The sequence below is a fragment of the Serratia sp. J2 genome (assembly GCF_046269175.1).
Classification (GTDB): domain Bacteria; phylum Pseudomonadota; class Gammaproteobacteria; order Enterobacterales; family Enterobacteriaceae; genus Chania; species Chania fonticola_C.
Window position 1 is genome coordinate 63,293 of sequence record NZ_JBKABN010000025.1, and the last position, 22,520, is coordinate 85,812.

A 22,520-nucleotide genomic window follows, 5' to 3' on the forward strand; every position below is an offset into this window, starting at 1 on the left:
ATTGCAGGCAGATTTTGCGATAACCGCTGTTAATTCCTTTTAACGGACTGGTGATACTCATGGAACTCTTGGCGCCAAACCTACAGGTGGTGTTCTGCGGCATCAATCCTGGCCTTTCCTCTGCCCATCAGGGCTATCCCTTTGCCAACGGCAGTAACCGCTTCTGGAAGGTGATCCATCAGGCGGGTTTCACCGATCGCCAGTTGGCCCCGGAACAGTGGCTACAACTGCAAGATAATGGCTGCGGGATCACCGCTCTGGTCGCGCGCCCAACGGTGGCCGCCAGCGAACTTTCACGTGATGAGCTGCGCGGTGGTGGAGAGGTGCTCAAAGAAAAAATACTGCGTTACCAACCGCGTGCTTTGGCGATCCTGGGGAAACAGGCGTTCAGCAGTGCGTTTGGCGTGCGTAATGCAGCCTGGGGGCGACAGGAAATGATGCTGGGTAAAACCGAGGTGTGGGTATTGCCTAATCCCAGCGGATTGAACCGTGCCACGCTGGAGCAGCTTACCGAGAGTTACCGCGAGCTATTCCTCGCGCTGAAATAAGGCATAAAAAAACCCCGGCGAGCCGGGGTTCTTACGAGGTCGTTAAACCTTAGTCATCCAGGAAGCTACGCAGCACTTCTGAACGGCTTGGGTGGCGCAGTTTACGCAACGCTTTGGCTTCGATCTGACGAATACGCTCACGGGTAACGTCGAACTGTTTGCCCACTTCTTCCAGCGTGTGGTCAGTGTTCATATCGATACCGAAACGCATACGCAGCACCTTCGCTTCACGTGCGGTCAGGCCAGCCAGGACGTCGTGCGTGGCAGAACGCAGGCTTTCAGAAGTAGCAGAATCCAGTGGCAGCTCGAGGGTGGTATCCTCGATGAAATCGCCCAGATGTGAATCTTCATCATCACCAATCGGCGTTTCCATGGAGATCGGCTCTTTGGCGATCTTCAGCACCTTACGGATTTTGTCTTCTGGCATCAGCATACGCTCGGCCAGCTCTTCCGGCGTTGGTTCACGGCCCATCTCTTGCAGCATCTGGCGCGAAATACGGTTGAGCTTGTTGATAGTCTCAATCATATGCACCGGAATACGGATGGTACGTGCCTGGTCGGCGATAGAGCGGGTGATAGCCTGACGGATCCACCAGGTGGCGTAAGTTGAGAACTTGTAGCCACGACGGTATTCAAACTTGTCTACCGCTTTCATCAAGCCGATGTTGCCTTCCTGGATCAGATCCAGGAACTGCAGGCCACGGTTGGTGTATTTCTTGGCGATCGAGATAACCAGACGCAAGTTGGCTTCAACCATCTCTTTCTTCGCGCGGCGGGCTTTCGCTTCACCAATTGACATACGACGGTTGATGTCTTTCACCTGCTCGATGGTCAGGCCGGTTTCTTCTTCGATCTGACGCAGTTTTTGCAGGCTGCGCTGAACATCTTCATTAACGTCTTTCAGCTTCTCTGACCAGGGTTTACCCATTGCCAGTGCCGCTGCGAACCAGGTATCACTGGTTTCGTTGCCGGCGAACAGGGTGACGAAGTTTTTCTTCGGCATTTTGCACTGCTCAACGCACAGCTTCATGATGATACGTTCTTGCGTACGAACGCGATCCATCATGGTACGCATGCTGTTGACCAGGAAGTCGAACTGTTTTGGCACCAGGCGGAACTGCTTGAACACTTCAGACAGCTTCAGGATCTCTTCTGCTGCGCTGGCGTGGCTGCGGCCGTTCTTTTTGATAACCAGACGAGTGGCTTCGTACTGATCGCGCAGATCGGTAAACTTCTGGCGCGCCAGTTCAGGGTCGATGCTGTTGTCGTCTTCAGCTTCGTCTTCTTCGTCTTCGTCTTTTTCGTCGTCGTCCTGCTCTTCGGTGGTTAATTCAGAACCGATGTGCGTTGCGGTAGGTGCGATGTCTTCTTCCGCGTTAGGATCGACGAAGCCGGTGATCAGATCGGACAGGCGTGCTTCGCCAGCCTCGACACGATCGTACTGCTCCAGCAGATAGGTGATGGCTTCAGGGTACTCAGCAACCGAGCACTGCACCTGGTTGATGCCGTCTTCGATACGCTTGGCGATGTCGATTTCGCCTTCACGTGTCAGCAACTCAACGGTACCCATTTCACGCATGTACATGCGCACTGGGTCAGTGGTACGCCCGATTTCAGATTCTACGCTGGACAGCACCTGAGCGGCAGCTTCTTCCGCATCTTCGTCTGTGCTGTTGGTGTTTTCAGCCAGCAGCAGGTCATCGGCGTCCGGTGCTTCTTCCATCACCTGGATGCCCATGTCGTTAATCATCTGGATGATGTCTTCGATCTGATCGGAGTCGACGATATCTTCCGGCAGATGGTCATTGACCTCAGCATAGGTCAGATAGCCTTGCTCCTTACCACGTTGGACAAGAAGTTTAAGCTGTGACTGCGGGTTTTGCTCCATAAGACGGTATCCACACTTCAGAGTATTTGGGTTGGTGTCGGTCGGCGAAACCGCCAACAATAGCATTTGGGGCGTTTTTGTTGTTGCCGCGGCCCACTGTGGCGGCATATTGCAGGGCTCTGCCCTCGCATTTATCGGCACTTAAGCCGTTTGGTATTCAGTCTTTCTTCGCCAATGCCAGTTGTAATGACCAGAGTTCCTTGCGTTCGTCTGCATTCAGGCCATGCGTTCTGTCACGTGCGATCAAATCTTCCTGACGTTTTTCCAGCACCGAGTCATAGAGATTCGTCAGAGTATCTAAAAAGTGTTGCTCAACTTGTTCCTCAACGATCATATGGTTCCATGTCGCCAAGGTTTCAAGCTGCTGGCTCAATTTGTTATCTCGGTACAACTCCAGCAACTGGCCGGTAGTCAGGCCCGGCTGGGCTAAACAGGTCTGCACCAGTTCAACAAATAGCGGTAAACCCGCCTGTTTAGTCTGCTCGAGCCCTTCCAGGGAAGGGATAAGTGTAGCCAAACGCGGATTTTGCACCAGTAATCCTATCAGTATACGCATGGTTGTGCGTTTTAGCTGGGGCGCCTGATAAGTATTCGCATTTTCCGCCTGTTTGGGCATCAGCTTGTCGAGCTGGCTATCGTCCAGCAGGCCCAGTTTGCTGCCTAGCTGTTGGCGCAGGTAGAGACGCAGTGTCTCGCCTGGCACCTGAGTGATCAGCGGTAGCGCCAAGGTACTCAGTTTGGCACGGCCATCCGGGCTGCTCAGGTCGACCTGCGGCATCAACGTTTCGAACAGGAAAGTGGAAAGCGGCTGCGCCAGCTCCATTCGCTGTTCGAAGGCGTCTTTGCCTTCTTTACGGACCAGGGTGTCCGGGTCTTCGCCGTCTGGCAAAAACATAAACCGTAACTGACGCCCGTCGTTCAGATAGGGCAGTGCGGTTTCCAACGCGCGCCAGGCGGCTTCACGGCCAGCCCTGTCGCCGTCGTAACAGCAGACAACGTTATCGGTGGCGCGGAACAGCAGCTGAATATGTTCAGCCGTTGTCGAGGTTCCGAGTGAGGCAACGGCATAATCAATGCCATATTGCGCTAACGCCACCACGTCCATATAGCCTTCGACCACCAGCAAACGTTGCGGGTTGGCATGGCTCTGCTGTGCTTCATACAGGCCGTACAACTGACGGCCCTTGTGGAATACTTCGGTTTCCGGCGAGTTCAGGTACTTGGGCATACCGTCGCCCAGTACGCGCCCGCCAAAAGCGATTACCCGCCCGCGTTTGTCGCGGATGGGGAACATCACCCGTTCGCGGAAGCGATCGTAAGTGCGCCCTTGATCGTTAGTCACCAACATTCCGGCATCGTTCAGTGCTGCCCGGCTGTCGGTATCACGTCCGAAACGTTTTAACGCATTATCCCAACCGGCAGGTGCAAAGCCGATGGCAAAATGGCGGATAACGTCGTCACTCAATCCGCGCTGTTGCAGGTAGTTGCGCGCCTGCGTCCCGTTGGATTGATGCAGTGACTGTTGATAGAACGCGCTGAGCTGTTCCATCAGTTGATATAGGCTTTGACGCTGATGGCGTTCGATTGGCGTCGGTCCGGTGCCTGCCTCGTAAGGCACTTCCAGCCCGTGCATGGTGGCCAGTTCCTCGATGGTTTCGACAAACTCGAGTCTGTCGTAATTCATCAGGAAGTCGACGGCGTTACCGTGCGCTCCACAACCAAAACAGTGATAAAACTGTTTGTCGCCATTAACGGTGAATGAAGGCGTTTTTTCGTGGTGGAACGGACAGCACGCGTGATAGTTCTTGCCCTGCTTTTTAAGCTTTACCCGGGCGTCGATCAGATCGACGATGTCGGTACGAGCCAGCAAGTCATTGATAAATACACGCGGAATTCGTCCAGCCATAAGCCCCTGTTACGATTGCCTATAAACGAGAACAAGCCGCGCATTCCTTTCGGAAAGCACGGCCTTCGTATGCAACTACTCGGTCTGCGTGTTCTTGAAAAAGAAAAAAATCACGCGGTGGGGTTACCCCCGAAGGATTAATACAGACGAGTGCGGCGTGCGTTTTCGCGAGCCAGTTTCTTCGCGTGGCGTTTTACTGCAGAAGCTTTAGCGCGTTTACGTTCGGTAGTCGGTTTTTCATAGAACTCACGACGACGAACTTCAGCTAAAACACCCGCTTTTTCGCAGGAACGCTTGAAACGACGCAGTGCAACGTCAAATGGCTCGTTTTCACGTACTTTAATTACCGGCATGTGCCTCTCACCTCAATAGAATTCGGTTTGCTGCTGGCCAAGCGCCAGCCTTTTCAAAATGGTGCGGAATTTTACTTCAATGGATGCTGCTTTGTAAAGCACCATAGCAAATTGAAACACGCCGCGTTCCGGCAAACTCGCGCAATTATGCATCGGCCGCCGATTATAGACTAATCAGAAAAAATTGCTCGTTTTTAATCACCCGGCGGGCAACCTTGTGAATCATCGACATAGCGCACCATCGCGCCCAGGGTGCTGCAGGCTGGCGGTAAATGGCGTTGATTGTGATAAACTGGCGGCCGCACGTGAATGATGGGAAATGTAATGCGCGTATTGGGTATAGAAACGTCCTGCGATGAAACCGGTATTGCAGTGTATGACGATCAAGCCGGTTTGTTAGCCAACCAACTCTACAGCCAGGTGAAACTGCATGCCGATTACGGCGGCGTGGTGCCGGAGCTGGCTTCTCGCGATCACGTGCGCAAGACCGTGCCGCTGATCCAGGCTGCACTGAAAGAGGCGAACCTGAAGCCTGGCGATATCGATGGCGTGGCGTACACCGCCGGGCCGGGTCTGGTGGGGGCCTTGTTGGTCGGGGCAACCATTGGCCGCGCGTTGGCGTTTGCCTGGGGCGTGCCTGCGGTGCCGGTGCATCATATGGAAGGCCACTTGCTGGCACCGATGCTGGAAGATAACCCTCCGGAATTTCCGTTTGTGGCACTGCTGGTGTCTGGTGGTCATACCCAACTGATCAGCGTGACCGGGATTGGTGAATATACCTTGCTGGGGGAGTCGGTCGACGACGCCGCTGGCGAAGCGTTCGATAAAACCGCCAAGCTGTTAGGGCTGGATTATCCCGGCGGGCCGATGCTGTCGAAAATGGCGCAGCAGGGCACGGAAGGGCGTTTTACCTTCCCACGCCCAATGACTGACCGCCCAGGGCTGGATTTCAGTTTCTCCGGCCTGAAGACCTTTGCCGCCAATACTATCCGCTCTAACGGCAACGACGATCAAACCCGTGCCGACATTGCCCGTGCCTTTGAAGATGCGGTGGTGGATACGCTGGCGATCAAATGCAAACGCGCGCTGGAGCAGACCGGGTTTAAACGCCTGGTGATGGCCGGTGGTGTCAGTGCCAACCGCACATTGCGCAGCAAGCTGGCGGAATTGATGAAAAAACGCGGTGGCGAAGTGTTCTATGCCCGCCCGGAATTCTGCACCGACAATGGGGCCATGATCGCCTATGCCGGGATGGTTCGAATGAAAAATGGGGGTAACCCGGAGTTGGGCGTTACCGTTCGCCCTCGTTGGCCGCTGGCAGAGCTGCCTGCGGTGTAAAAGCCAAGGGCCGGAATCCCGGCCCTGCATACCGCTGGTTTATGCCTTTTCGCTATACCGACAGTAGCCAAAGAGCGGGGGCACCGGTTCTCTATTGACATTCCGAGTCGAAGACCTGAATGGACATCATAGTACCGTCTCTTGCCTCAGGCATGAGCATATATCCGATGATGCATTGCATGTTGTTGTTCTCACCCCATTTGACCGTGAGTAGCCCTTTGTCTTCCGCGACACGGGCATAGACTTGCCCACCTTGTCCCACGGACCCCACGCTGTTGCCTTTGCTATCAAAAACGTCGGCCCCAAAGGGAACCGGCCCCTCTTGATAGGTGGCATTAATCAGGATCGGTGTACCCCGTTTGGTGGCGTATTGTAGTTTCACCACTGCACCGGAATACGGTGCCACCTTCTGGCTGGTATTGTTCAGCTCGACATCGGACGCAGTGCCTTTCGGGTCAATGCTGATGTCGTTCATCTGGTACGGGTTCAGGTAAGGAACCAATGCATAACCTCGAGAGTTGATGTTCACTCCCGGATAGGATGACACGCTGGCCCCTTCAGCCCCTTTGGCTTCGACCAAAGCAAAAGTATCCGAGGTGTATGGCGTGAAGGTCAGCCCCCCTGCATGGCCGATCAGCGTACCAGTCATGCCAGCCGATCCGCTCTGGTAGCCTCGTCCCGTACTGTAGGTTCCACTCAATGCTGAGACTGGGCTACGGTAGTTGCCGCTCACGGAGCCACTGGTGCCCATCCCCTGGTTAGCGTTCATGGCGGTTAGCCCATAGCTGAACTGGTTTTCTGCTCCGGCGCTACCTGAAACGGTGGCCTGTTGGCCATCGCGGCCACTGCTATCGTGAGACAGGTCCATACGCAACTGAGGTGTGTGGGTTTGGTCATCCCGTCCCAGAGGCAGGCTGAAACTCAACAGGAAGTTGGTCTGCATTGTGCCCAGACTGGAATGGCTACGGTTGGCACTGATGCCATAGGAGAGACTTTTGTATCGGTTATTGTATCCCACCTGGTACTGCATATCGCTGCCATCCTGGTTCCAGTAATTTTGCACCGACCCGCTGACATACAACTGCCCCCAGTTATCCGGCAGTCCCTGCCCGGCAGTCAGGGTCAGGCGATCTTTAATGCGGTATATCGTATCCGGATCGTACCCTTGCTCTACGGCATTTCGTGTTTGCATGGCCGTCAAAAAGTCCATGTAGCCTTGCGAAGAGGAGTGATGCAGCACGACGGAAAGGTTGCTGTTGGTCTCACTAATCAGCTTGCTGTAAGTGAGTTGGTATCTTTGCCCACTCAGGGAGCCACCAGAGCGATGCAACCCATCCATATTAGTACTGTCATTCAGCTGTGTCTGAGCCTGGGTAACGTCAAGGGCCAGAGCTCCAATCGGCAGGCCAAAAGCGGCCCCGAGCTGTAAGGCGTAATAATCTTGGCTGGCCTGAATGCCGCCATAACCGGTGATGGCGTTGTTGATCCCATATTGATAGATGGTCTGGAGCAGTGCAGGCTTCTCACGCAGGTTTTCCCCACGCAGCTCACCAGCGGTGATCGCATACCGTGACGATCCCGGTCTGAGCAACTGGGCTACCGAGGCATAGGGTACGCTGAAGGTTTGTTCGGTACCATCAGACTCACGCACGGTGACGACAAGATCGCCACCATAGCCGGTTGGGTACAGGTCATTGATCAGGAATTCCCCAGGCGTGACGGTCGTTTCATACAATACCTGGCCATTCTGGGTTACCGTCACTCGCGCGTTTGTCCGGGCAATCCCTCGAATTTCCGGTGCATAACCGCGCTGAGACTCCGGTAACATCCGTTCGTCGGTGGCCAGTTGCACACCGGTAAAGGGCAATGTATCAAACAGCTGGCCGGTGGTATTCGACTCACCCAAAAGCATGCGGCCCTTTAATTGTGGGATATCACGCTGCAGGTAAGAATTGATACTGGTGTATTGGCTTGGCCCGTTGCTCATCTGGTTATAGGAGCCGTTGTGGCGCAGATACCAGGCCCCCAGATTCAACCCGGCGTTTACGCCGGCAAACAATGAGTTGAAGCTTTCGCCATGCGACTCGCTGGTATAACCATTGACGTTATAGCCAAGCAGGAAGGCGGGGATCCCACTGTCCCAGAGGTCTGGACTAACGGTACCCCGGGCGACATTCAGCATGTAAATCTGGGGGATGATGATATCCAGACGTTGTTCATTGCTGTCGAAATTGACCTGCGCTTCTGGTAGTTTTTGTTGTAGATCCAGGCACATGTCACTGTCGGCCTGTCGACTAAAAAAGTCTGGCGGCAGCTTCTCGTAGTTGAAGGCGAAATTTTTAATGATGTCGCTGGTCAGACAGGGGTAGACCGACTTGTCGGCCCGTGGTTTGAATTCAATATCGGTGTTACTGATTAGTTGATCATTGACGTACAGTGCGGTTTTGTAAATGCCCGGCAGAGCAGAGGCACCCTCGGCAAAACGGCTGAGATCTACCGATGCCTCATCATCAACATTCAGGAACGACGAATCGAATTCGAGATTTGCTGGGGGTGTTTGTGGCGTAGGAGCGTCTTCAGCCTGAGCTCTACCTACCAGAAAAATTGTGAGTGTCGCTATCCCCATAAGGGCGATGCGATCCCAGATGATATGCCGCAAAAATTTTGACACCTTGCCCCCTCAAGAGCTTGATACCGAAGTCACCAAGCTTGCAGCAGCACCGGCGAAGGGCCCACGTTGCTGATGTTGACGCTGACTTCTTTAGCATCTGATGGGTAAATGACACGAGTGCCGCTTACTACGACACTAGCCAATGAGTGAGCACTGAATAAGGTAGCGGCTGTAAGAGTAAAAATTTGGCAGATATTTTGAGAAAAAAGTTTCATAAAAAACTCCAAACCCAATATGGGATAGGGGGGGATGCCCCTCCCGGAAGGTATTACTGATATTGAATAGAATAGACTACATTGCTGACCACGGTATCCGGGGTTGCACCTTCTGCATAGTAGCGCACTGCGTATGGCAGATTGGCGCTGCCGCTTGAAATGTCAACGTAAGCGGTATTGGTTACCTGGTTCTGGTTACCTGCCTGGATCACCGAGAGGGATTGTGCCAAACCCTAGACTGACTCTTGATCATAAACCGTAAATTTCCGTTGCAAACGAGATGGCAAGATTTGGTTAGGGGCGTCAGTGCGCAGGGGAAGCGAGATCCGTCATCGCGGGCGTCAGCCAAAGGCGCGGCTTGTGACCCTGTGTTTTTCCATGCGAGACCTTCAAATGTGGAGAAACGCTCGGTCACAATATGTTTAGAGGCTTGGGGGTTTTAGAAGGCTGAAGTTTCCAGCCTTTCTTGATCACTCTTCCGGTTTTTCTTCCTGTTCCACAGCATCGTCTTTCTTCTTGCGGAACTTACCCCAGATCTTCCCTTCCTGGCCGCGCCACAGGCGCTGGATATTGTCGTGATGGCGCATCAGGATCAGGCAGGAAAGCATCGCCACCGGGAAGGTAAACTGCGGTTTGAACCACCAGACGTAGAATGGCGCAATCAGCGCGCTGACGATCGCCCCGAGCGAAGAATAGCCGCTCAGCAGCACGGTCAGCAGCCAGGTGCCGGTCATCAGGCCGGTGAGATCCCAGCCGATCGGTGCAATGGCGCCGAACGCCGTCGCCACGCCTTTGCCCCCACGGAAGTGGAAGAACACCGGGTAGATATGCCCAAGACAGGCGGCGATCGCCGTCAGGCCCAGATACAGCGGTGGAACGTTGAATGCATAGGCCAACCAGACTGGCAGCATCCCTTTTAGAATATCAAACACCAGCACCGTAGCCGCCGCCAGGCGGCCACCGATACGCAGGACGTTGGTCGCTCCTGGGTTTCCCGATCCATGTTCACGCGGATCCGGTAGCCTGGCGATCCGGCAAACCAGGATCGCGCTGGAAATTGAGCCACACAGATACGCGAAGATAATCATGCCAAGCGCGGTAGCACTCATAACGCGGTTCCGTCTAATAATGGTCGTTTTACTCGCAACATCTATGGATAATACGCATATTCCGTCGGAAGTGGTATCCGGCAAGGCCAAAAACTGAGAATGACGTGATGGATATCGTATTTATTGAAGAGCTTACCGTGATCACCACCATTGGCGTTTATGATTGGGAACAAACCATTCAGCAAAAGCTGGTGTTCGATATCGAAATGGCGTGGGACAACCGCCAGGCGGCCGCCAGCGATGATGTGAATGATTGTCTGAGCTATGCCGATATCAGCGATGCGGTCATCCAACATGTGCAGCCCAATCGTTTTGCGTTGGTGGAGCGTGTCGCAGAGGAGGTATCCGAAATTTTGCTACGGCGCTTTAAATCTCCCTGGGTCCGTATTAAGGTCAGTAAGCCAGGTGCGGTAGCGCATGCCAGCCGGGTAGGGGTGATCATCGAGCGCGGCCAGCGTCCAGCCTGACAAGTTGTCACCAATATGCAACTAAAGACCGATATGCTGGTCTGTAACTAGAATTGTTTAAGCGGCAAGGTATTGAACATTGCCGCTTTTTTGTGCTTGTACCTTAAATTTGAAATGGGGTAGTGGTCTGATGGCGGACATGCATTCATTGTTTGTGGCATTCGTGCTTGGGGTAGTCGAAGGGTTGACAGAGTTCCTGCCGGTTTCCTCGACTGGGCACATGATTATCGTTGGCGAATTGCTGGGTTTTACCGGTGATAAGGCAAAAACCTTCGAAGTCATTATCCAGTTGGGTTCGATCCTGGCGGTGGTGGTGGTGTTCTGGCGGCGTCTGTTTGGCCTGATCGGCATTCACTTTGGTGGCAAACCGGTACCTCATGAAGGGCAGACGGCAGGGCAACTGAAGTTAGGCCATATCTTGCTGGCGATGATCCCGGCAGTGGCGCTAGGGCTGCTGCTCCACGACATGATCAAATCGCTATTTGAACCGAAAAACGTGATGTATGCGTTAGTGGTCGGGGGCCTGTTGCTGCTGGCCGCCGAATGGCTGAAACCGAAAAAACCAAGCGCGGTCGGGCTGGATGATATTACCTACCGGCAGGCCTTTTTGATCGGTTGCTTCCAGTGTCTGGCGCTGTGGCCTGGCTTTTCCCGTTCCGGCTCCACCATTTCGGGCGGCATGCTGGTTGGCGTAAGCCGTTTTGCGGCCTCGGAGTTCTCCTTTATTCTGGCGGTGCCGATGATGATCGGTGCCAGCGGCCTGGATCTGTACAAGAGCCTGCACTTCCTGACGCTCAATGACCTGCCGATGTTTGCCGTCGGTTTCGCCACTGCGTTTGTGGTAGCGCTAATCGCGATCAAGACCTTCCTTCAGCTTATCAAGCGTATCTCGTTTGTGCCTTTCGCCATCTACCGCTTTATCGTCGCGGCGGCGGTTTACATGGTGTTTATTCATTAATTCTGGCACCAGCTCGAACGTTTTCTCCTCTCCAATAGTGGGCTCTTGGCCCACTATTTTCATATTACTTGTATTGGCGCATTCGATTGGTCGCTACCAGTGGCTTCAAATTCCATCAATGAGAAAATCTATTGCCGCTTTTATCTGCGGGCGGTATTGCGCCGCATTGCAGAACTCAGCACCCAAAGCACGAACAGGAATACTTGCAAGTTCATGAGCCATTACGGCGTATTCTTTGCCGTCCGTCAGCATGATTACCGGATTCATCCGGTCTGGGCGGGTGCTGCCCGGATATTTTTCAACAGGCAACAGCGGGATCACAATGCGACGGTTTAACTGGCCGATAATATCGCTCGTTACATCAAGTAGCAGGGGATAAACGACGCTTTTTCCGGGATTGTAGTAGACGGTGAATTGCATCGTTAAAAAGTCCTGTACTCATCGCTAAAGCAGCCGTGTTCATCATGGAAACGATTTAACGCCTCAAGAGCCCCTCTGTTTTCTTCCTGCCATTTTTTCGCTGCGTGATGGCGTAGTTCGGCATCTAGGGCGGCAGTCAAAGTGGCACTAAGGTTAATTCCTGCATCACGTGCCCGGTTAAGCAGGCCTCGTTCTACAGTCATTGTGACGCTTTGTGTATTGCGTACTTTTACTGTCATGGTGTGCTCTCCTGTGATGGGTTACGTGTTATCTACACGACATCATGCACGCATTATAGCAGGCTATAGCGCGAGGGATCCCCAAATAATGGTGCTGCTTAATCTTGCTCATTTAGCACCCCCTTCTCCCCCCTTTTGGTCCGACCAATGCCGGAAAAATGTGAACCTCTGGCACATAAACGGCAAAAAACCAAACAGACACATTGCATGTTTTTAACAGTAAGTTAACTATCGGTTATCAATTATATGACTTCGCCCTGTTGGTACGACCCATTAAGCGGAGGAGTAAGTGAATAATCGCGGGAGTTATCTACATGGAAGTCTGGCAACAAGTTTATGATCCTATTGGCAATATTTGGCTATCAAGTGCGATCGCGGCGCTGCCTATTGCGTTTTTTTTCTTGGCGCTGATTAAACTGAAGCTCAAGGGGCATATTGCAGCAACGTTAACCGTTGGGATAGCTTTGCTGGTGGCGTTATCCCTTTACCGGATGCCGGTTGACCGAGCAATCGCGGCGGTGGTCTATGGTTTTTTTTATGGGTTGTGGCCGATAGCCTGGATCATTATTGCCGCGGTATTTGTCTACCAGATTTCGGTGAAGACCGGGCAGTTTGACATCATTCGCTCTTCCATTCTCTCTATCACCCCTGACCAACGTTTACAGATGCTGATCGTCGGCTTCTGTTTTGGTGCCTTTCTGGAAGGGGCCGCCGGGTTTGGCGCACCGGTAGCCATTACCGCCGCCTTGTTGGTTGGCCTGGGGTTCAATCCGTTGTATGCCGCCGGGCTTTGTCTGATCGTCAACACCGCTCCGGTGGCTTTCGGCGCTATGGGCATCCCGATTATCGTCGCGGGTCAGGTGACCGGGTTGGACAGCTTTGAAATCGGCCAGATGGTCGGGCGGCAATTGCCGTTCCTGACGATTATCGTGCTGTTCTGGATCATGGCGATTATGGACGGTTGGCGCGGCATTAAAGAAACCTGGCCTGCGGTGGTTGTGGCGGGGGGAAGCTTTGCCTTGGCGCAGTATCTCAGCTCCAACTTTCTTGGGCCAGAGTTGCCAGACATCATCTCCTCGCTGGTTTCACTGGTATGCCTGACGCTGTTTCTCCGTGTCTGGCAGCCAAAACGCCTGTTCCGCTTTGATAATGCCGAAGGTGCCGTCGTCGACCAAACGCTGGTGCAGCAACACTATGCTTTAGGGCAGATTATTCGCGCCTGGATGCCGTTTATTTTCCTGACTGCTACGGTCACCTTGTGGAGCATCCCGCCGTTTAAAGCGTTGTTCGCTCAAGGTGGTGCGCTGTACGATTGGGTACTCTCTATTCCGGTGCCTTTTCTGGATAAGCTGGTCGCCAAAATGCCGCCGGTGGTGGCAAACATCACGCCTTATGCCGCCGTTTTCAAACTTGACTGGTTCTCTGCCACCGGCACCGCTATTATGGTTGCTGCGATCGCCTCGGTGATTTACCTGCGCATGAAGCCCAAAGATGCGCTCACCACACTTGCTGAAACGCTAAAGGCGTTGATGCTACCCATCTATTCCATTGGCATGGTGTTAGCCTTTGCCTTTATTTCCAACTATTCCGGCCTGTCGGCAACTTTGGCGCTGGCATTGGCGCATACCGGCAGCGCGTTCACCTTTTTCTCACCGTTCCTTGGCTGGTTGGGCGTATTCCTGACCGGCTCAGACACTTCGTCCAACGCGTTGTTCGCCGCTCTACAGGCCACCACAGCCCAGCAAATTGGCGTTTCGGATGTGCTGTTGGTTGCGGCTAACACCACCGGCGGAGTCACAGGCAAAATGATCTCACCACAGTCTATCGCGATTGCCTGTGCCGCCGTGGGATTGGTGGGGAAAGAGTCTGATCTGTTCCGCTTTACGGTAAAACACAGCCTGATTTTCACCTGTATGGTGGGGGTTATTACTACGCTTCAGGCTTACTGGTTAACCTGGATGATCCCATGACCGTAAATCTTCAACCCACTTATCCACTACGCTCGGCCGATCGTTTGGTTGAGCGTATCAAGGTGATGATCCGCGAACGCCAACTGGAAATGGGGATGCGCTTGCCCGCCGAGCGCCAGTTGGCTAACGAGTTGGGCGTCTCGCGTTCCTCTTTACGTGAGGCGATTCAAAAGCTGATTGGTGAAAAAACGCTCATTAGCCGACGTGGCGGCGGAACCTATGTCTGCGACGAGCTTTCCCCCTGGTCAGAGCAATGCATCGTGGAGCCGCTGAGACCCTTGGTTGCCGACGATCCTGACTATCGTTACGACATTCTGGAAGCTCGCCACGCCATTGAGGCAAGCACCGCCTGGCACGCGGCAATGCGCGCCACCGCCGCAGACAAAGAGAAGCTACAGGCGTGCTTTGACGCCATGTTGGCGCTTCAGGAGAGCGATCATCCTGAACTTGCCGCTCAGGCGGATGTGCGCTTCCATTTGGCAATTGCCGAGGCTTCACACAACGTGGTGTTACTGCAAACCATGCGCGGCTTTTTCGATTTGATGCGCTCCTCCGTCATGCATAGCCGCCAGCGTATGTACACCCAGCCGACGATCTTCACCCGGCTGACTGAACAGCACGAGGAACTGCTGCTGGCGATCCTGGCAGGCGATCCTGAACGGGCGGGTAAAGCGGCCAAATCTCACCTGGGATTCGTGCATTCCACCATTAAAAATCTGCATGAGGACGAGGCCAGGCAGGCGCGGATTACCCGCCTTCCTGATGACAATTCACCGTAATAAGGGAGATCGCTTGATGATTATCTCAGCAGCCACGGATTATCGCGCTGCGGCACAACGTAAACTGCCGCCGTTTCTGTTTCACTACATCGACGGCGGCGCTTATGCCGAACACACTTTGCGGCGTAACGTCGAAGACCTGGCTCAGGTCGCATTGAGGCAGCGTGTTCTTAAGAACATGTCGGCGCTCAGCCTGGAAACCAAACTGTTTAACGAAACTTTGGCGATGCCCGTCGTCCTTGGCCCGGTAGGGTTGTGTGGCATGTATGCCCGCCGTGGCGAGGTGCAGGCTGCAAGGGCCGCAGAACAACAAGGCATTCCGTTTACGCTTTCCACCGTATCGGTGTGCCCAATCGAAGAGGTGGCGCCGGCCATCAAGCGGCCCATGTGGTTTCAGCTGTATGTGTTGAAAGATCGTGGATTCATGCGTAATGCCTTGGAGCGGGCGAAAGCCGCGGGCTGTACCACCTTGGTATTCACCGTGGATATGCCGACACCAGGCGCTCGTTACCGCGATGCGCATTCGGCAATGAGTGGCCCCTATGCCGCCCAACGGCGGTATTGGCAAGCCGTGACCCATCCTGCCTGGGCGTGGGATGTTGGCCTGAATGGGCGTCCGCACGATCTGGGCAATATTTCCGCTTACCTCGGAAAGCCCACCGGATTAGCAGATTATATCGGGTGGCTGGGGGCCAACTTTGACCCTTCGATTTCATGGAGTGATTTGGAATGGATCCGTGATTTCTGGCAGGGGCCGATGGTGATAAAGGGCATTCTCGACGCCGACGATGCGCGTGATGCCGTACGCTTTGGTGCCGACGGCATTGTGGTTTCTAACCACGGTGGTCGCCAACTGGATGGGGTGCTCTCTTCTGCTCGTGCGCTGCCGATGATTGCCGATGCGGTGAAGGGCGATATCACCATCCTGGCAGACAGTGGGATACGCAGCGGATTAGACGTGGTGCGCATGATTGCGCTCGGGGCGGATAGCGTATTGTTGGGGCGAGCCTATGTTTATGCCTTGGCAACCTCAGGCCAGGCGGGGGTGGAAAACCTGCTCGCTTTGATCAAAAAAGAGATGTGCGTAGCGATGACGCTCACGGGGGCGAAAAGTATTGCCGAAATCAGCCGTGATTCGTTGGTGCTGGAGGGGTAGGTAGGGGCGCATACTGCGCCCGTTTTACTTAAGGATGAGGTTCTTGCTGCTTCTTCCAGTCCGCCAATGCCTGCTGGCGGCGGCGTTTGACCTCGTCGCGGATCGCCAACCCTTGCAGGCCACTTTCCACCACCTCTTTGACAGAAACCGCGTTGGCGACCTGATAGGCCTGGCGCAGGTAATCGCCCTGCGGATAAGGGTTGTTTTCAAAACCGGTGCGCCCGCGGGCATCGGCTTCGCTGGTGAGGATCATCTGCTCTAGCCGCTGCGGTTTACGCCACACGTCGATGGCATCAAACAGTTTTAACAGCGTTTCTGGCCGCAGTTTATTAACCGTGTGGATCAGGTCGTGATACTCCGCCACCAGCTTCGCCAGTTCACGTACTGGATTAGGCACTCGCAGCCGTTGGCAAAGCTTCTCAACCAGCCTGACGCCCGCAGGGCCATGGCCATAGTGATGTGGCCAGAGTTCTTGTGGCGTGATGCCTTTACCAAGATCGTGGCACAGCGCTGAGAAACGGATATCCACCTCTGGACTGAGCTGGGTGGCAATCGCCAGCGTCATCAGCGTGTGTATGCCGGTATCAATTTCCGGATGCCATTTCTCTGGGGCAGGAACGCCAAACAGGGCGTCGATTTCCGGGAACAGCACTTTCAACGCTCCGCAGTCGCGAAGCACCTGGAAATACACCTGCGGGCTCTGGCTCTGTAACGCCTTCTCGGTCTCTTTCCACACGCGTTCCGCCGTCAGGGAGGCCAGTTCACCGCTTTCGGCCATCTGCTGCATCAGCGCGCTGGTTTCAGGGGCGACGGTAAAGCCCAGGGAAGCAAAGCGGGCGGCAAAACGCGCTACGCGTAACACTCGCAGCGGATCTTCGCCAAACGCGTCGGAGACATGGCGCAACAGGCGGGCGTCGAGATCGGCCTTGCCGTTATAGGGGTCAACCAAAACTCCATCATCACCCCGCGCCATGGCGTTGATGGTGAGGTCGCGCCGCAGCAGATCCTCTTCCAGCGTCACGTCCGGGGCGGCGTAGCAGGTAAATCCGGTGTAACCCTGGCCGGATTTACGTTCGGTGCGGGCCAGCGCATACTCCTCATGAGTTTGCGGGTTGAGGAATACCGGAAAGTCTTTACCCACCTGCTGATAGCCAAGAGCCAACAGATCGGCAGGCGTTGCGCCGACCACCACCCAGTCGTGATCCACTACCGGTAAGTTGAGCAGGGTGTCACGGACGGCACCGCCGACCAGGTAAATTTTCACGGTTTAACTCCTATCAATAGCTCTTTTGATCAGATTACATCAATTGGGCAGTGGATGCGTCAGGCAATAAAAAAGCGCCCGTAGGCGCTTAAACTGGCGGAACGGTAATCAGTTCATCCAGCGATTATTCTTGCGGCGTGGGATCAGATGCGGCAACACCAGACCGAGCAGCAAACCAACGCCGGCAACGCCGCCGCCGTACATAAACCATTGCAGAATAATGGTGCGCTGTTTGTCGTCAAGTTGCAGATTCACCGCATTCACCTTCTTCTGTGCCACAACCAGCTGATTTTTCAGATCCTGGTTTTCCTGCTGCAGGCCGCTGATGGTGCTGTCGCTGGCGGCCACCTTCTGCTGCATCTCGGCGGTGCGCTGGTTCCAGCTATTATCAATATTGGCCAGCTTGTCGGTCAGGGTTTTCACCTGCTGTTCCAGCTCTGGCACCTGGGTGCGCAGGCTTGGTGTCTGGCTAAGCTGATCCATCGGGATCCAGACGCTGCGTCCTTTGGAATCGCGGATCTGGCCGTAGCTGGTGCTATCATTGACGCTCAACAGCGTGACTTCTTCACCGGCATTCAAGGTGCCGACGATACGGTATTGGTTACCTGGGCCGCTATGGACATAAGTATTTAATTCATCGGAGATATAGCGTTTATCTTCGGCATGTGCGCCCCAAGTGATGCTAAAACTTAGCACGGCAAGGCAAATCAGGCGTAATTTCTGCATTATGTCATCGTTTCTGCGTGGATTTATGGAACGATAGTAGAGCGTTCAGTCTGACGGCGCAACGCCAAAACCGGAATGGGAACTATCTTACTATGCTAAATCCCATCAGTTGCGCAGCTTTCTATAACGTAACAGGTTTTTTCTGCAGTTGGCAGAGTCAAGTCAGGGGGAATCGCGGTAAGATACTCTCACTGTGCGTCGTCGGGCTGAGTGCGGCCGGCAGACTCCGCCGCCGTGAAGACTCACGCGAATGCCTAACCTATTGGTGTAAAAGAACTATGAGTGTTGAAATAGAACTGAAGTTTATTGTTTCCCCCGCAGCGATTGCCAGCCTGCCGGAGCGGATTGCCGCCTGGCCGAATCAGCATTCTGCGCCACAGAAGCTGACCAATATCTACTATGAAACCGCCGACAACTTCCTGCGCAACCATGATATGGGCCTGCGTATCCGCGGTTTTGACGATAGCTATGAAATGACCATCAAAACCGCCGGTTCGGTGGTGGGTGGGCTGCACCAGCGGCCGGAATATAACGTCGCCATCGCCAAACCCGCGCTGGCGCTGAAAAAATTCCCGGCGGATATCTGGCCGGAGGGCTGCAAGCTGGCGCCGTTGCAAAAGGCGTTGCAGCCGCTGTTCCGCACCGACTTTGTGCGTGAAAAGTGGGTGGTCACTTACGGCGCAAGCGAGATTGAGATTGGCCTCGATCAGGGCGAAGTCCGTGCGGGTGAACTGGCCGAACCGTTATGCGAGCTGGAGCTGGAGCTGAAAAGCGGTGAGACTGCTGATTTGCTGGCATTGGCAGCCGCGCTAGCGGAACAAGGTGGTTTACGCCAGGGCAGCCTCAGCAAAGCGGCCCGGGGATATCATCTGGCGCAGGGCAATGCCGAACGTGAGTTACGCCCATTAAGCGTGTTGAAGCCAGCCCCTAAATCCACGGTAGAACAGGGCATGGTCGCCGCTTTCGAGCTGGCGTTGAGCCACTGGCAGTATCACGAAGAGCTGTGGCTGCGTGGCGATAAGCAGGCACGTCGTGCGGTAATGGAAGCGATCGGACTGATCCGCCAGGCGCTGGTGATCTTTGGCGGATTGGTTCCGCGCAAGGCAAGCACCGATCTGCGCGCCCGGTTGACGGCGTTGGAGCCTTTGCTGGTGGATAAAACCACCCAGCCGCAGGAGCTGTGCTACGGCACGGAGTATCTGCAATGTAAGTTGGCACTCACATCGTGGTTGATCACCGGCGCATGGCGGCCGTTTATCGATGCCAAATCGCAGGCTAAGCTGGATGGTTCATTCAAGCGTTTTAGCGACATCATGCTGGGCCGTAGCGCCGCAGAGCTGAAAGAAGCCTTTACACGCACCCTGAATGAAGATGAATATCAAGAGCAACTGCCCCGTCTGACGCGCCAGGTGTTGGCATTTATTCTGCTTTCTGGTGCCTATCCGGATAGCGAAACCGGGCCGTATATCGACAGCTGGCGCGAGCTGCAATCAGCCATTGCCGAACGTCGGCAGGGTTGGTATGAAGCCAGCCGCAAACAGGCATTATCCCATGCGCCATTCTGGTTAAACGGCGCGGTTCGTTAACTCCAGCGGGCCTGCCGGGCTGCAGGCCACAGAACGGGTCATTCACTATGTTGCCACTCTCTGCTGCGTTACAGCTTCAGGCACAGAACATCGTGCAGCGATTTCAGGAAACTCAGGGCGCGGAGTTGATGCTCAGCGCCGCAGAACAAAGCGTTCTGGCGTCGAGTGATTTTGTCAGTGACATGTTGCTCGGCCATCCTGAATGGTTGGTAACGTTACGCCAGCAGCCGCCGGTGGCCGATGAGTGGCAGCATTATGCCGCCTGGTTGCAGGATGAGCTTGAAGAGGTGCAGGACGAAGCGCAACTGATGCGTGTGCTCCGTCTGTTTCGCCGTGAGAGCCTGGTGCGCATTGCCTGGGCGCAGGCTCAGCAGCTATGTACCACGCAAGAAACGCTACAACAGCTGAGTGCCCTGGCAGAAACGCTAATCGTTAGCGCCCGTGACTGGCTCTATCAAACCTGTTGCCGCGAGTGGGGCACGCCTTGTAATGCCGATGGCATGCCACAGCCTTTGCTGATCCTGGGGATGGGCAAACTCGGCGGTGGCGAACTGAATTTCTCCTCTGATATCGATCTGATCTTTGCCTATCCGGAAAACGGCCATACGCAGGGTGGGCGGCGTGAGCTGGATAACGCCCAATTCTTTACCCGCCTTGGGCAACGGCTTATCAAAGCGTTGGATCAGCAAACCATTGACGGCTTTGTCTACCGCGTCGATATGCGTCTGCGGCCGTTTGGCGATAGCGGCCCGCTGGTGATGAGCTTTGCCGCGCTGGAAGATTATTACCAGGAGCAGGGGCGCGACTGGGAACGCTACGCGATGGTCAAGGCGCGCCTGATGGGGGGGCATGAAGATGCCTACAGCCAGGAACTGCGCAAGACATTGCGGCCATTCGTGTTCCGTCGCTATATCGATTTCAGCGTGATCCAGTCGCTGCGTAATATGAAGGGCATGATTGCCCGCGAAGTGCGGCGGCGGGGGCTGAAGGACAACATCAAGCTGGGTGCCGGTGGCATCCGCGAAATCGAATTTATCACCCAGGTGTTCCAACTGATCCGTGGCGGGCGTGAACCCAGTTTGCAGGGGCGCTCACTGCTGCCGACGTTGCAGGCGGTTGGTGAACTTGGGTTGTTGACCGCACAGCAGGTCGCTGAGCTGAGTAACGGCTACCTGTTCCTGCGGCGGCTGGAGAATCTGTTGCAGGCGATTGCCGACCAGCAAACGCAAACCCTGCCGCAGGACGAGTTGGATCAGGCGCGTCTGGCCTGGGGAATGGATCAGCCAGACTGGCCGTCGTTGATGGCGGTGCTGGAAGAGCATATGCGCCAGGTCCGTGCGGTATTTGATGACCTGATCGGAGACGACAGCCCTGACGTAGGCGAAGATCCCAACTACCAGCATTATCACAGCCTTTGGCAGGATGCGTTGGACGAGAACGAGCTGGCACCACTGACACCCCATCTGGACGAAGAGGCGCGGCGGCAGATGTTGCGTTCCATCGCCGACTTCCGCCACGACGTGGACAAACGCACTATTGGCCCGCGTGGCCGCGACGTGCTGGATCAACTGATGCCACGCTTGCTAGCTGAAGTGTGTTCGCGCGTGGATGCGGCCACGGCTCTGACGCGCCTGACCCAGTTGTTACTGAGCATTGTGACCCGAACTACCTACCTTGAGCTGCTGGTGGAATACCATGCCGCCCTCAGCCACCTGATCCGCCTTTGTGCCGCATCACCGATGGTGGCCAGCCAACTGGCGCGTTATCCGCTGTTGCTTGATGAGCTGTTGGATCCGGCCACGCTGTACCAACCGGTGGCCCCGGATGCCTATCGTAGCGAACTGCGTCAATACCGTCTGCGGGTGCCGGAAGACGATGAAGAACAGCAGTTGGAAGCGTTGCGGCAGTTCAAGCAGGCACAGCACTTGCGCATTGCCGCTGCAGATATCGCCGAGGCGTTGCCGGTGATGAAAGTGAGCGATCACTTAACCTATCTGGCCGAGGCTATCATTGATGCGGTGGTGCAGCAGGCGTGGAAAGACATGGTTGCGCGCTACGGCCAACCAACCCATCTGCATGAACGGGAGGGGTTAGGGTTCGCGGTGATCGGCTACGGTAAGCTAGGGGGCTGGGAACTGGGCTATAGCTCGGATCTAGACCTGGTGTTCCTGCTGGATTGTCCACCAGACGTTATGACGGATGGCGATCGTTGCATCGATGGCCGTCAGTTCTATCTGCGCCTGGCACAGCGAGTGATGCATCTGTTCAGCACCCGCACCTCTTCAGGCATTCTCTATGAGGTGGATGCCCGTCTGCGTCCTTCCGGTGCTGCCGGGATGCTGGTCAGTACCGTCGAAGCCTTTGCCGACTATCAGCGTAACGAAGCCTGGACCTGGGAGCATCAGGCCCTGGTGCGGGCGCGCATCGTGTATGGCGATCCGGCGCTGCACCAGCAGTTCGATGCGATCCGCCGCGAAATTTTGTGCAAACCGCGTGAAGTGAACAAGTTGCAGCAGGAGGTGCGTGAAATGCGCGAGAAAATGCGCAACCATCTGGGCAGCAAACAGCGCGATCTGTTTGATATCAAAGCGGACGAAGGCGGGATCACCGATATCGAATTTATTGCCCAATACCTGGTCTTAGGTTATGCCGCGGGCGAACCGCGCCTGACGCGTTGGTCGGATAACGTGCGTATCTTTGAGCTGATGGCCAATTACGACATCATGCCGGAAGACGAGGCCCAGGCGTTGACCCAGGCCTATGTCACCATGCGTGATGAGATCCACCATCTGGCGTTGCAGGAGCATTCCAGCAAAGTCAGCAGTGAGCTGTTTACCGCCGAGCGTGAGCAGGTGCGTGTCAGTTGGCGCAAATGGCTGGGCTGAGGGGGCATATGGGTTCCCTCACCCTAACCCTCTCCCAAAGGG

19 protein-coding genes and 1 pseudogene are annotated in these 22,520 nt (G+C 55.0%); 9 read left to right on the forward strand and 11 right to left on the reverse strand.

Annotated elements, in window-relative coordinates:
* Positions 1 to 59: 59 nt before the first annotated feature.
* Complete coding sequence (gene mug, locus ACKWMY_RS21955) at positions 60 to 548, forward strand: G/U mismatch-specific DNA glycosylase (protein WP_074031204.1); 489 nt, start codon at positions 60 to 62, stop codon at positions 546 to 548.
* A 49-nt stretch (positions 549 to 597) separates the two neighbouring features.
* Here the strand turns inward: mug and rpoD are convergent, their stop codons facing one another.
* The 3 genes from rpoD to rpsU form a co-directional block, all read right to left on the reverse strand.
* Positions 598 to 2,436 (reverse strand): RNA polymerase sigma factor RpoD, encoded by a 1,839-nt coding sequence (rpoD, locus tag ACKWMY_RS21960; protein ID WP_024528266.1) that lies wholly within the window; start codon positions 2,434 to 2,436, stop codon positions 598 to 600.
* 157 nt (positions 2,437 to 2,593) lie between these two features.
* Entirely contained in the window at positions 2,594 to 4,342 is a 1,749-nt protein-coding gene (gene dnaG / locus ACKWMY_RS21965) for a DNA primase (RefSeq protein ID WP_021179484.1), read from the reverse strand.
* A 137-nt stretch (positions 4,343 to 4,479) separates the two neighbouring features.
* Entirely contained in the window at positions 4,480 to 4,695 is a 216-nt protein-coding gene (rpsU, locus tag ACKWMY_RS21970) for a 30S ribosomal protein S21 (protein ID WP_001144069.1), read from the reverse strand.
* Between the two features lie 324 nt (positions 4,696 to 5,019).
* On the opposite strand from rpsU, the gene tsaD reads away from it, so the two are divergent.
* On the forward strand, positions 5,020 to 6,033 hold the full coding sequence (gene tsaD, locus ACKWMY_RS21975; RefSeq protein WP_021806880.1) for a tRNA (adenosine(37)-N6)-threonylcarbamoyltransferase complex transferase subunit TsaD: 1,014 nt from the start codon (positions 5,020 to 5,022) through the stop codon (positions 6,031 to 6,033).
* A 91-nt stretch (positions 6,034 to 6,124) separates the two neighbouring features.
* Here tsaD and ACKWMY_RS21980 read toward each other — a convergent pair whose 3' ends face one another.
* The 4 genes and pseudogenes from ACKWMY_RS21980 to plsY form a co-directional block, all read right to left on the reverse strand.
* Positions 6,125 to 8,659, reverse strand: coding sequence for a fimbria/pilus outer membrane usher protein (locus ACKWMY_RS21980; RefSeq protein ID WP_080673336.1), 2,535 nt, complete (start codon positions 8,657 to 8,659; stop codon positions 6,125 to 6,127).
* A 77-nt stretch (positions 8,660 to 8,736) separates the two neighbouring features.
* Positions 8,737 to 8,919 (reverse strand): annotated as a pseudogene (locus tag ACKWMY_RS21985) (fimbria/pilus periplasmic chaperone); the annotation flags it as partial.
* Between the two features lie 53 nt (positions 8,920 to 8,972).
* Positions 8,973 to 9,149 carry a hypothetical protein gene (locus ACKWMY_RS21990; protein ID WP_178380937.1) on the reverse strand — a complete coding sequence of 59 codons (177 nt, stop codon included), beginning with the start codon at positions 9,147 to 9,149 and terminating at the stop codon, positions 8,973 to 8,975.
* A 240-nt stretch (positions 9,150 to 9,389) separates the two neighbouring features.
* Positions 9,390 to 10,028 carry a glycerol-3-phosphate 1-O-acyltransferase PlsY gene (gene plsY, locus ACKWMY_RS21995; RefSeq protein ID WP_309046692.1) on the reverse strand — a complete coding sequence of 213 codons (639 nt, stop codon included), beginning with the start codon at positions 10,026 to 10,028 and terminating at the stop codon, positions 9,390 to 9,392.
* A 107-nt stretch (positions 10,029 to 10,135) separates the two neighbouring features.
* Between plsY and folB the strand changes: the two genes are divergently transcribed.
* The gene (folB, locus tag ACKWMY_RS22000) at positions 10,136 to 10,495 is read left to right on the forward strand and encodes a bifunctional dihydroneopterin aldolase/7,8-dihydroneopterin epimerase (RefSeq protein WP_024483059.1); all 360 of its coding nucleotides are present in this window, start codon (positions 10,136 to 10,138) and stop codon (positions 10,493 to 10,495) included.
* A gap of 130 nt (positions 10,496 to 10,625) precedes the next feature.
* Positions 10,626 to 11,453, forward strand: coding sequence for an undecaprenyl-diphosphate phosphatase (gene bacA / locus ACKWMY_RS22005; RefSeq protein ID WP_024528269.1), 828 nt, complete (start codon positions 10,626 to 10,628; stop codon positions 11,451 to 11,453).
* A gap of 105 nt (positions 11,454 to 11,558) precedes the next feature.
* Here the strand turns inward: bacA and ACKWMY_RS22010 are convergent, their stop codons facing one another.
* Together ACKWMY_RS22010 and ACKWMY_RS22015 are read right to left on the reverse strand one after the other, a co-directional pair.
* On the reverse strand, positions 11,559 to 11,873 hold the full coding sequence (locus ACKWMY_RS22010; protein WP_261161203.1) for a CcdB family protein: 315 nt from the start codon (positions 11,871 to 11,873) through the stop codon (positions 11,559 to 11,561).
* Positions 11,874 to 11,875: 2 nt separating this feature from the next.
* Positions 11,876 to 12,112, reverse strand: a complete 237-nt coding sequence (locus tag ACKWMY_RS22015; protein WP_065684692.1) for a type II toxin-antitoxin system CcdA family antitoxin — start codon at positions 12,110 to 12,112, stop codon at positions 11,876 to 11,878.
* Positions 12,113 to 12,426: 314 nt separating this feature from the next.
* On the opposite strand from ACKWMY_RS22015, the gene lldP reads away from it, so the two are divergent.
* The 3 genes from lldP to lldD are packed head-to-tail and all read left to right on the forward strand — an operon-like array spanning position 12,427 to position 16,017.
* Complete coding sequence (gene lldP, locus ACKWMY_RS22020) at positions 12,427 to 14,082, forward strand: L-lactate permease (RefSeq protein WP_409487034.1); 1,656 nt, start codon at positions 12,427 to 12,429, stop codon at positions 14,080 to 14,082.
* Entirely contained in the window at positions 14,079 to 14,861 is a 783-nt protein-coding gene (gene lldR / locus ACKWMY_RS22025) for a transcriptional regulator LldR (protein ID WP_024528271.1), read from the forward strand. Before lldP ends, lldR begins: the two co-directional genes overlap by 4 nt.
* 16 nt (positions 14,862 to 14,877) lie before the next feature.
* Entirely contained in the window at positions 14,878 to 16,017 is a 1,140-nt protein-coding gene (gene lldD / locus ACKWMY_RS22030; protein WP_199063405.1) for an FMN-dependent L-lactate dehydrogenase LldD, read from the forward strand.
* A 28-nt stretch (positions 16,018 to 16,045) separates the two neighbouring features.
* Here lldD and ACKWMY_RS22035 read toward each other — a convergent pair whose 3' ends face one another.
* On the reverse strand, positions 16,046 to 17,281 hold the full coding sequence (locus ACKWMY_RS22035; protein ID WP_024528272.1) for a multifunctional CCA addition/repair protein: 1,236 nt from the start codon (positions 17,279 to 17,281) through the stop codon (positions 16,046 to 16,048).
* A gap of 108 nt (positions 17,282 to 17,389) precedes the next feature.
* Positions 17,390 to 18,007, reverse strand: a complete 618-nt coding sequence (locus ACKWMY_RS22040; RefSeq protein ID WP_024528273.1) for a TIGR04211 family SH3 domain-containing protein — start codon at positions 18,005 to 18,007, stop codon at positions 17,390 to 17,392.
* Between the two features lie 278 nt (positions 18,008 to 18,285).
* Between ACKWMY_RS22040 and ACKWMY_RS22045 the strand changes: the two genes are divergently transcribed.
* On the forward strand, positions 18,286 to 19,593 hold the full coding sequence (locus ACKWMY_RS22045) for an inorganic triphosphatase (RefSeq protein WP_024528274.1): 1,308 nt from the start codon (positions 18,286 to 18,288) through the stop codon (positions 19,591 to 19,593).
* A 47-nt stretch (positions 19,594 to 19,640) separates the two neighbouring features.
* Positions 19,641 to 22,478: a bifunctional [glutamate--ammonia ligase]-adenylyl-L-tyrosine phosphorylase/[glutamate--ammonia-ligase] adenylyltransferase gene (gene glnE / locus ACKWMY_RS22050; protein ID WP_409487035.1), complete on the forward strand. Its 2,838-nt coding sequence runs from the start codon at positions 19,641 to 19,643 to the stop codon at positions 22,476 to 22,478.
* The last annotated feature ends 42 nt before the right edge of the window (positions 22,479 to 22,520 follow it).

Bases quoted from the DNA above. Each gene is read 5' to 3' on its own strand.
- mug (WP_074031204.1), top strand. From the start codon at position 60: ATGGAACTCTTGGCGCCAAACCTACAGGTGGTGTTCTGCGGCATCAAT.
- rpoD (WP_024528266.1), bottom strand. From the start codon at position 2,436: ATGGAGCAAAACCCGCAGTCACAGCTTAAACTTCTTGTCCAACGTGGT.
- dnaG (WP_021179484.1), bottom strand. From the start codon at position 4,342: ATGGCTGGACGAATTCCGCGTGTATTTATCAATGACTTGCTGGCTCGT.
- rpsU (WP_001144069.1), bottom strand. From the start codon at position 4,695: ATGCCGGTAATTAAAGTACGTGAAAACGAGCCATTTGACGTTGCACTG.
- tsaD (WP_021806880.1), top strand. From the start codon at position 5,020: ATGCGCGTATTGGGTATAGAAACGTCCTGCGATGAAACCGGTATTGCA.
- ACKWMY_RS21980 (WP_080673336.1), bottom strand. From the start codon at position 8,659: ATGGGGATAGCGACACTCACAATTTTTCTGGTAGGTAGAGCTCAGGCT.
- plsY (WP_309046692.1), bottom strand. From the start codon at position 10,028: ATGAGTGCTACCGCGCTTGGCATGATTATCTTCGCGTATCTGTGTGGC.
- folB (WP_024483059.1), top strand. From the start codon at position 10,136: ATGGATATCGTATTTATTGAAGAGCTTACCGTGATCACCACCATTGGC.
- bacA (WP_024528269.1), top strand. From the start codon at position 10,626: ATGGCGGACATGCATTCATTGTTTGTGGCATTCGTGCTTGGGGTAGTC.
- ACKWMY_RS22010 (WP_261161203.1), bottom strand. From the start codon at position 11,873: ATGCAATTCACCGTCTACTACAATCCCGGAAAAAGCGTCGTTTATCCC.
- ACKWMY_RS22015 (WP_065684692.1), bottom strand. From the start codon at position 12,112: ATGACAGTAAAAGTACGCAATACACAAAGCGTCACAATGACTGTAGAA.
- lldP (WP_409487034.1), top strand. From the start codon at position 12,427: ATGGAAGTCTGGCAACAAGTTTATGATCCTATTGGCAATATTTGGCTA.
- lldR (WP_024528271.1), top strand. From the start codon at position 14,079: ATGACCGTAAATCTTCAACCCACTTATCCACTACGCTCGGCCGATCGT.
- lldD (WP_199063405.1), top strand. From the start codon at position 14,878: ATGATTATCTCAGCAGCCACGGATTATCGCGCTGCGGCACAACGTAAA.
- ACKWMY_RS22040 (WP_024528273.1), bottom strand. From the start codon at position 18,007: ATGCAGAAATTACGCCTGATTTGCCTTGCCGTGCTAAGTTTTAGCATC.
- ACKWMY_RS22045 (WP_024528274.1), top strand. From the start codon at position 18,286: ATGAGTGTTGAAATAGAACTGAAGTTTATTGTTTCCCCCGCAGCGATT.
- glnE (WP_409487035.1), top strand. From the start codon at position 19,641: ATGTTGCCACTCTCTGCTGCGTTACAGCTTCAGGCACAGAACATCGTG.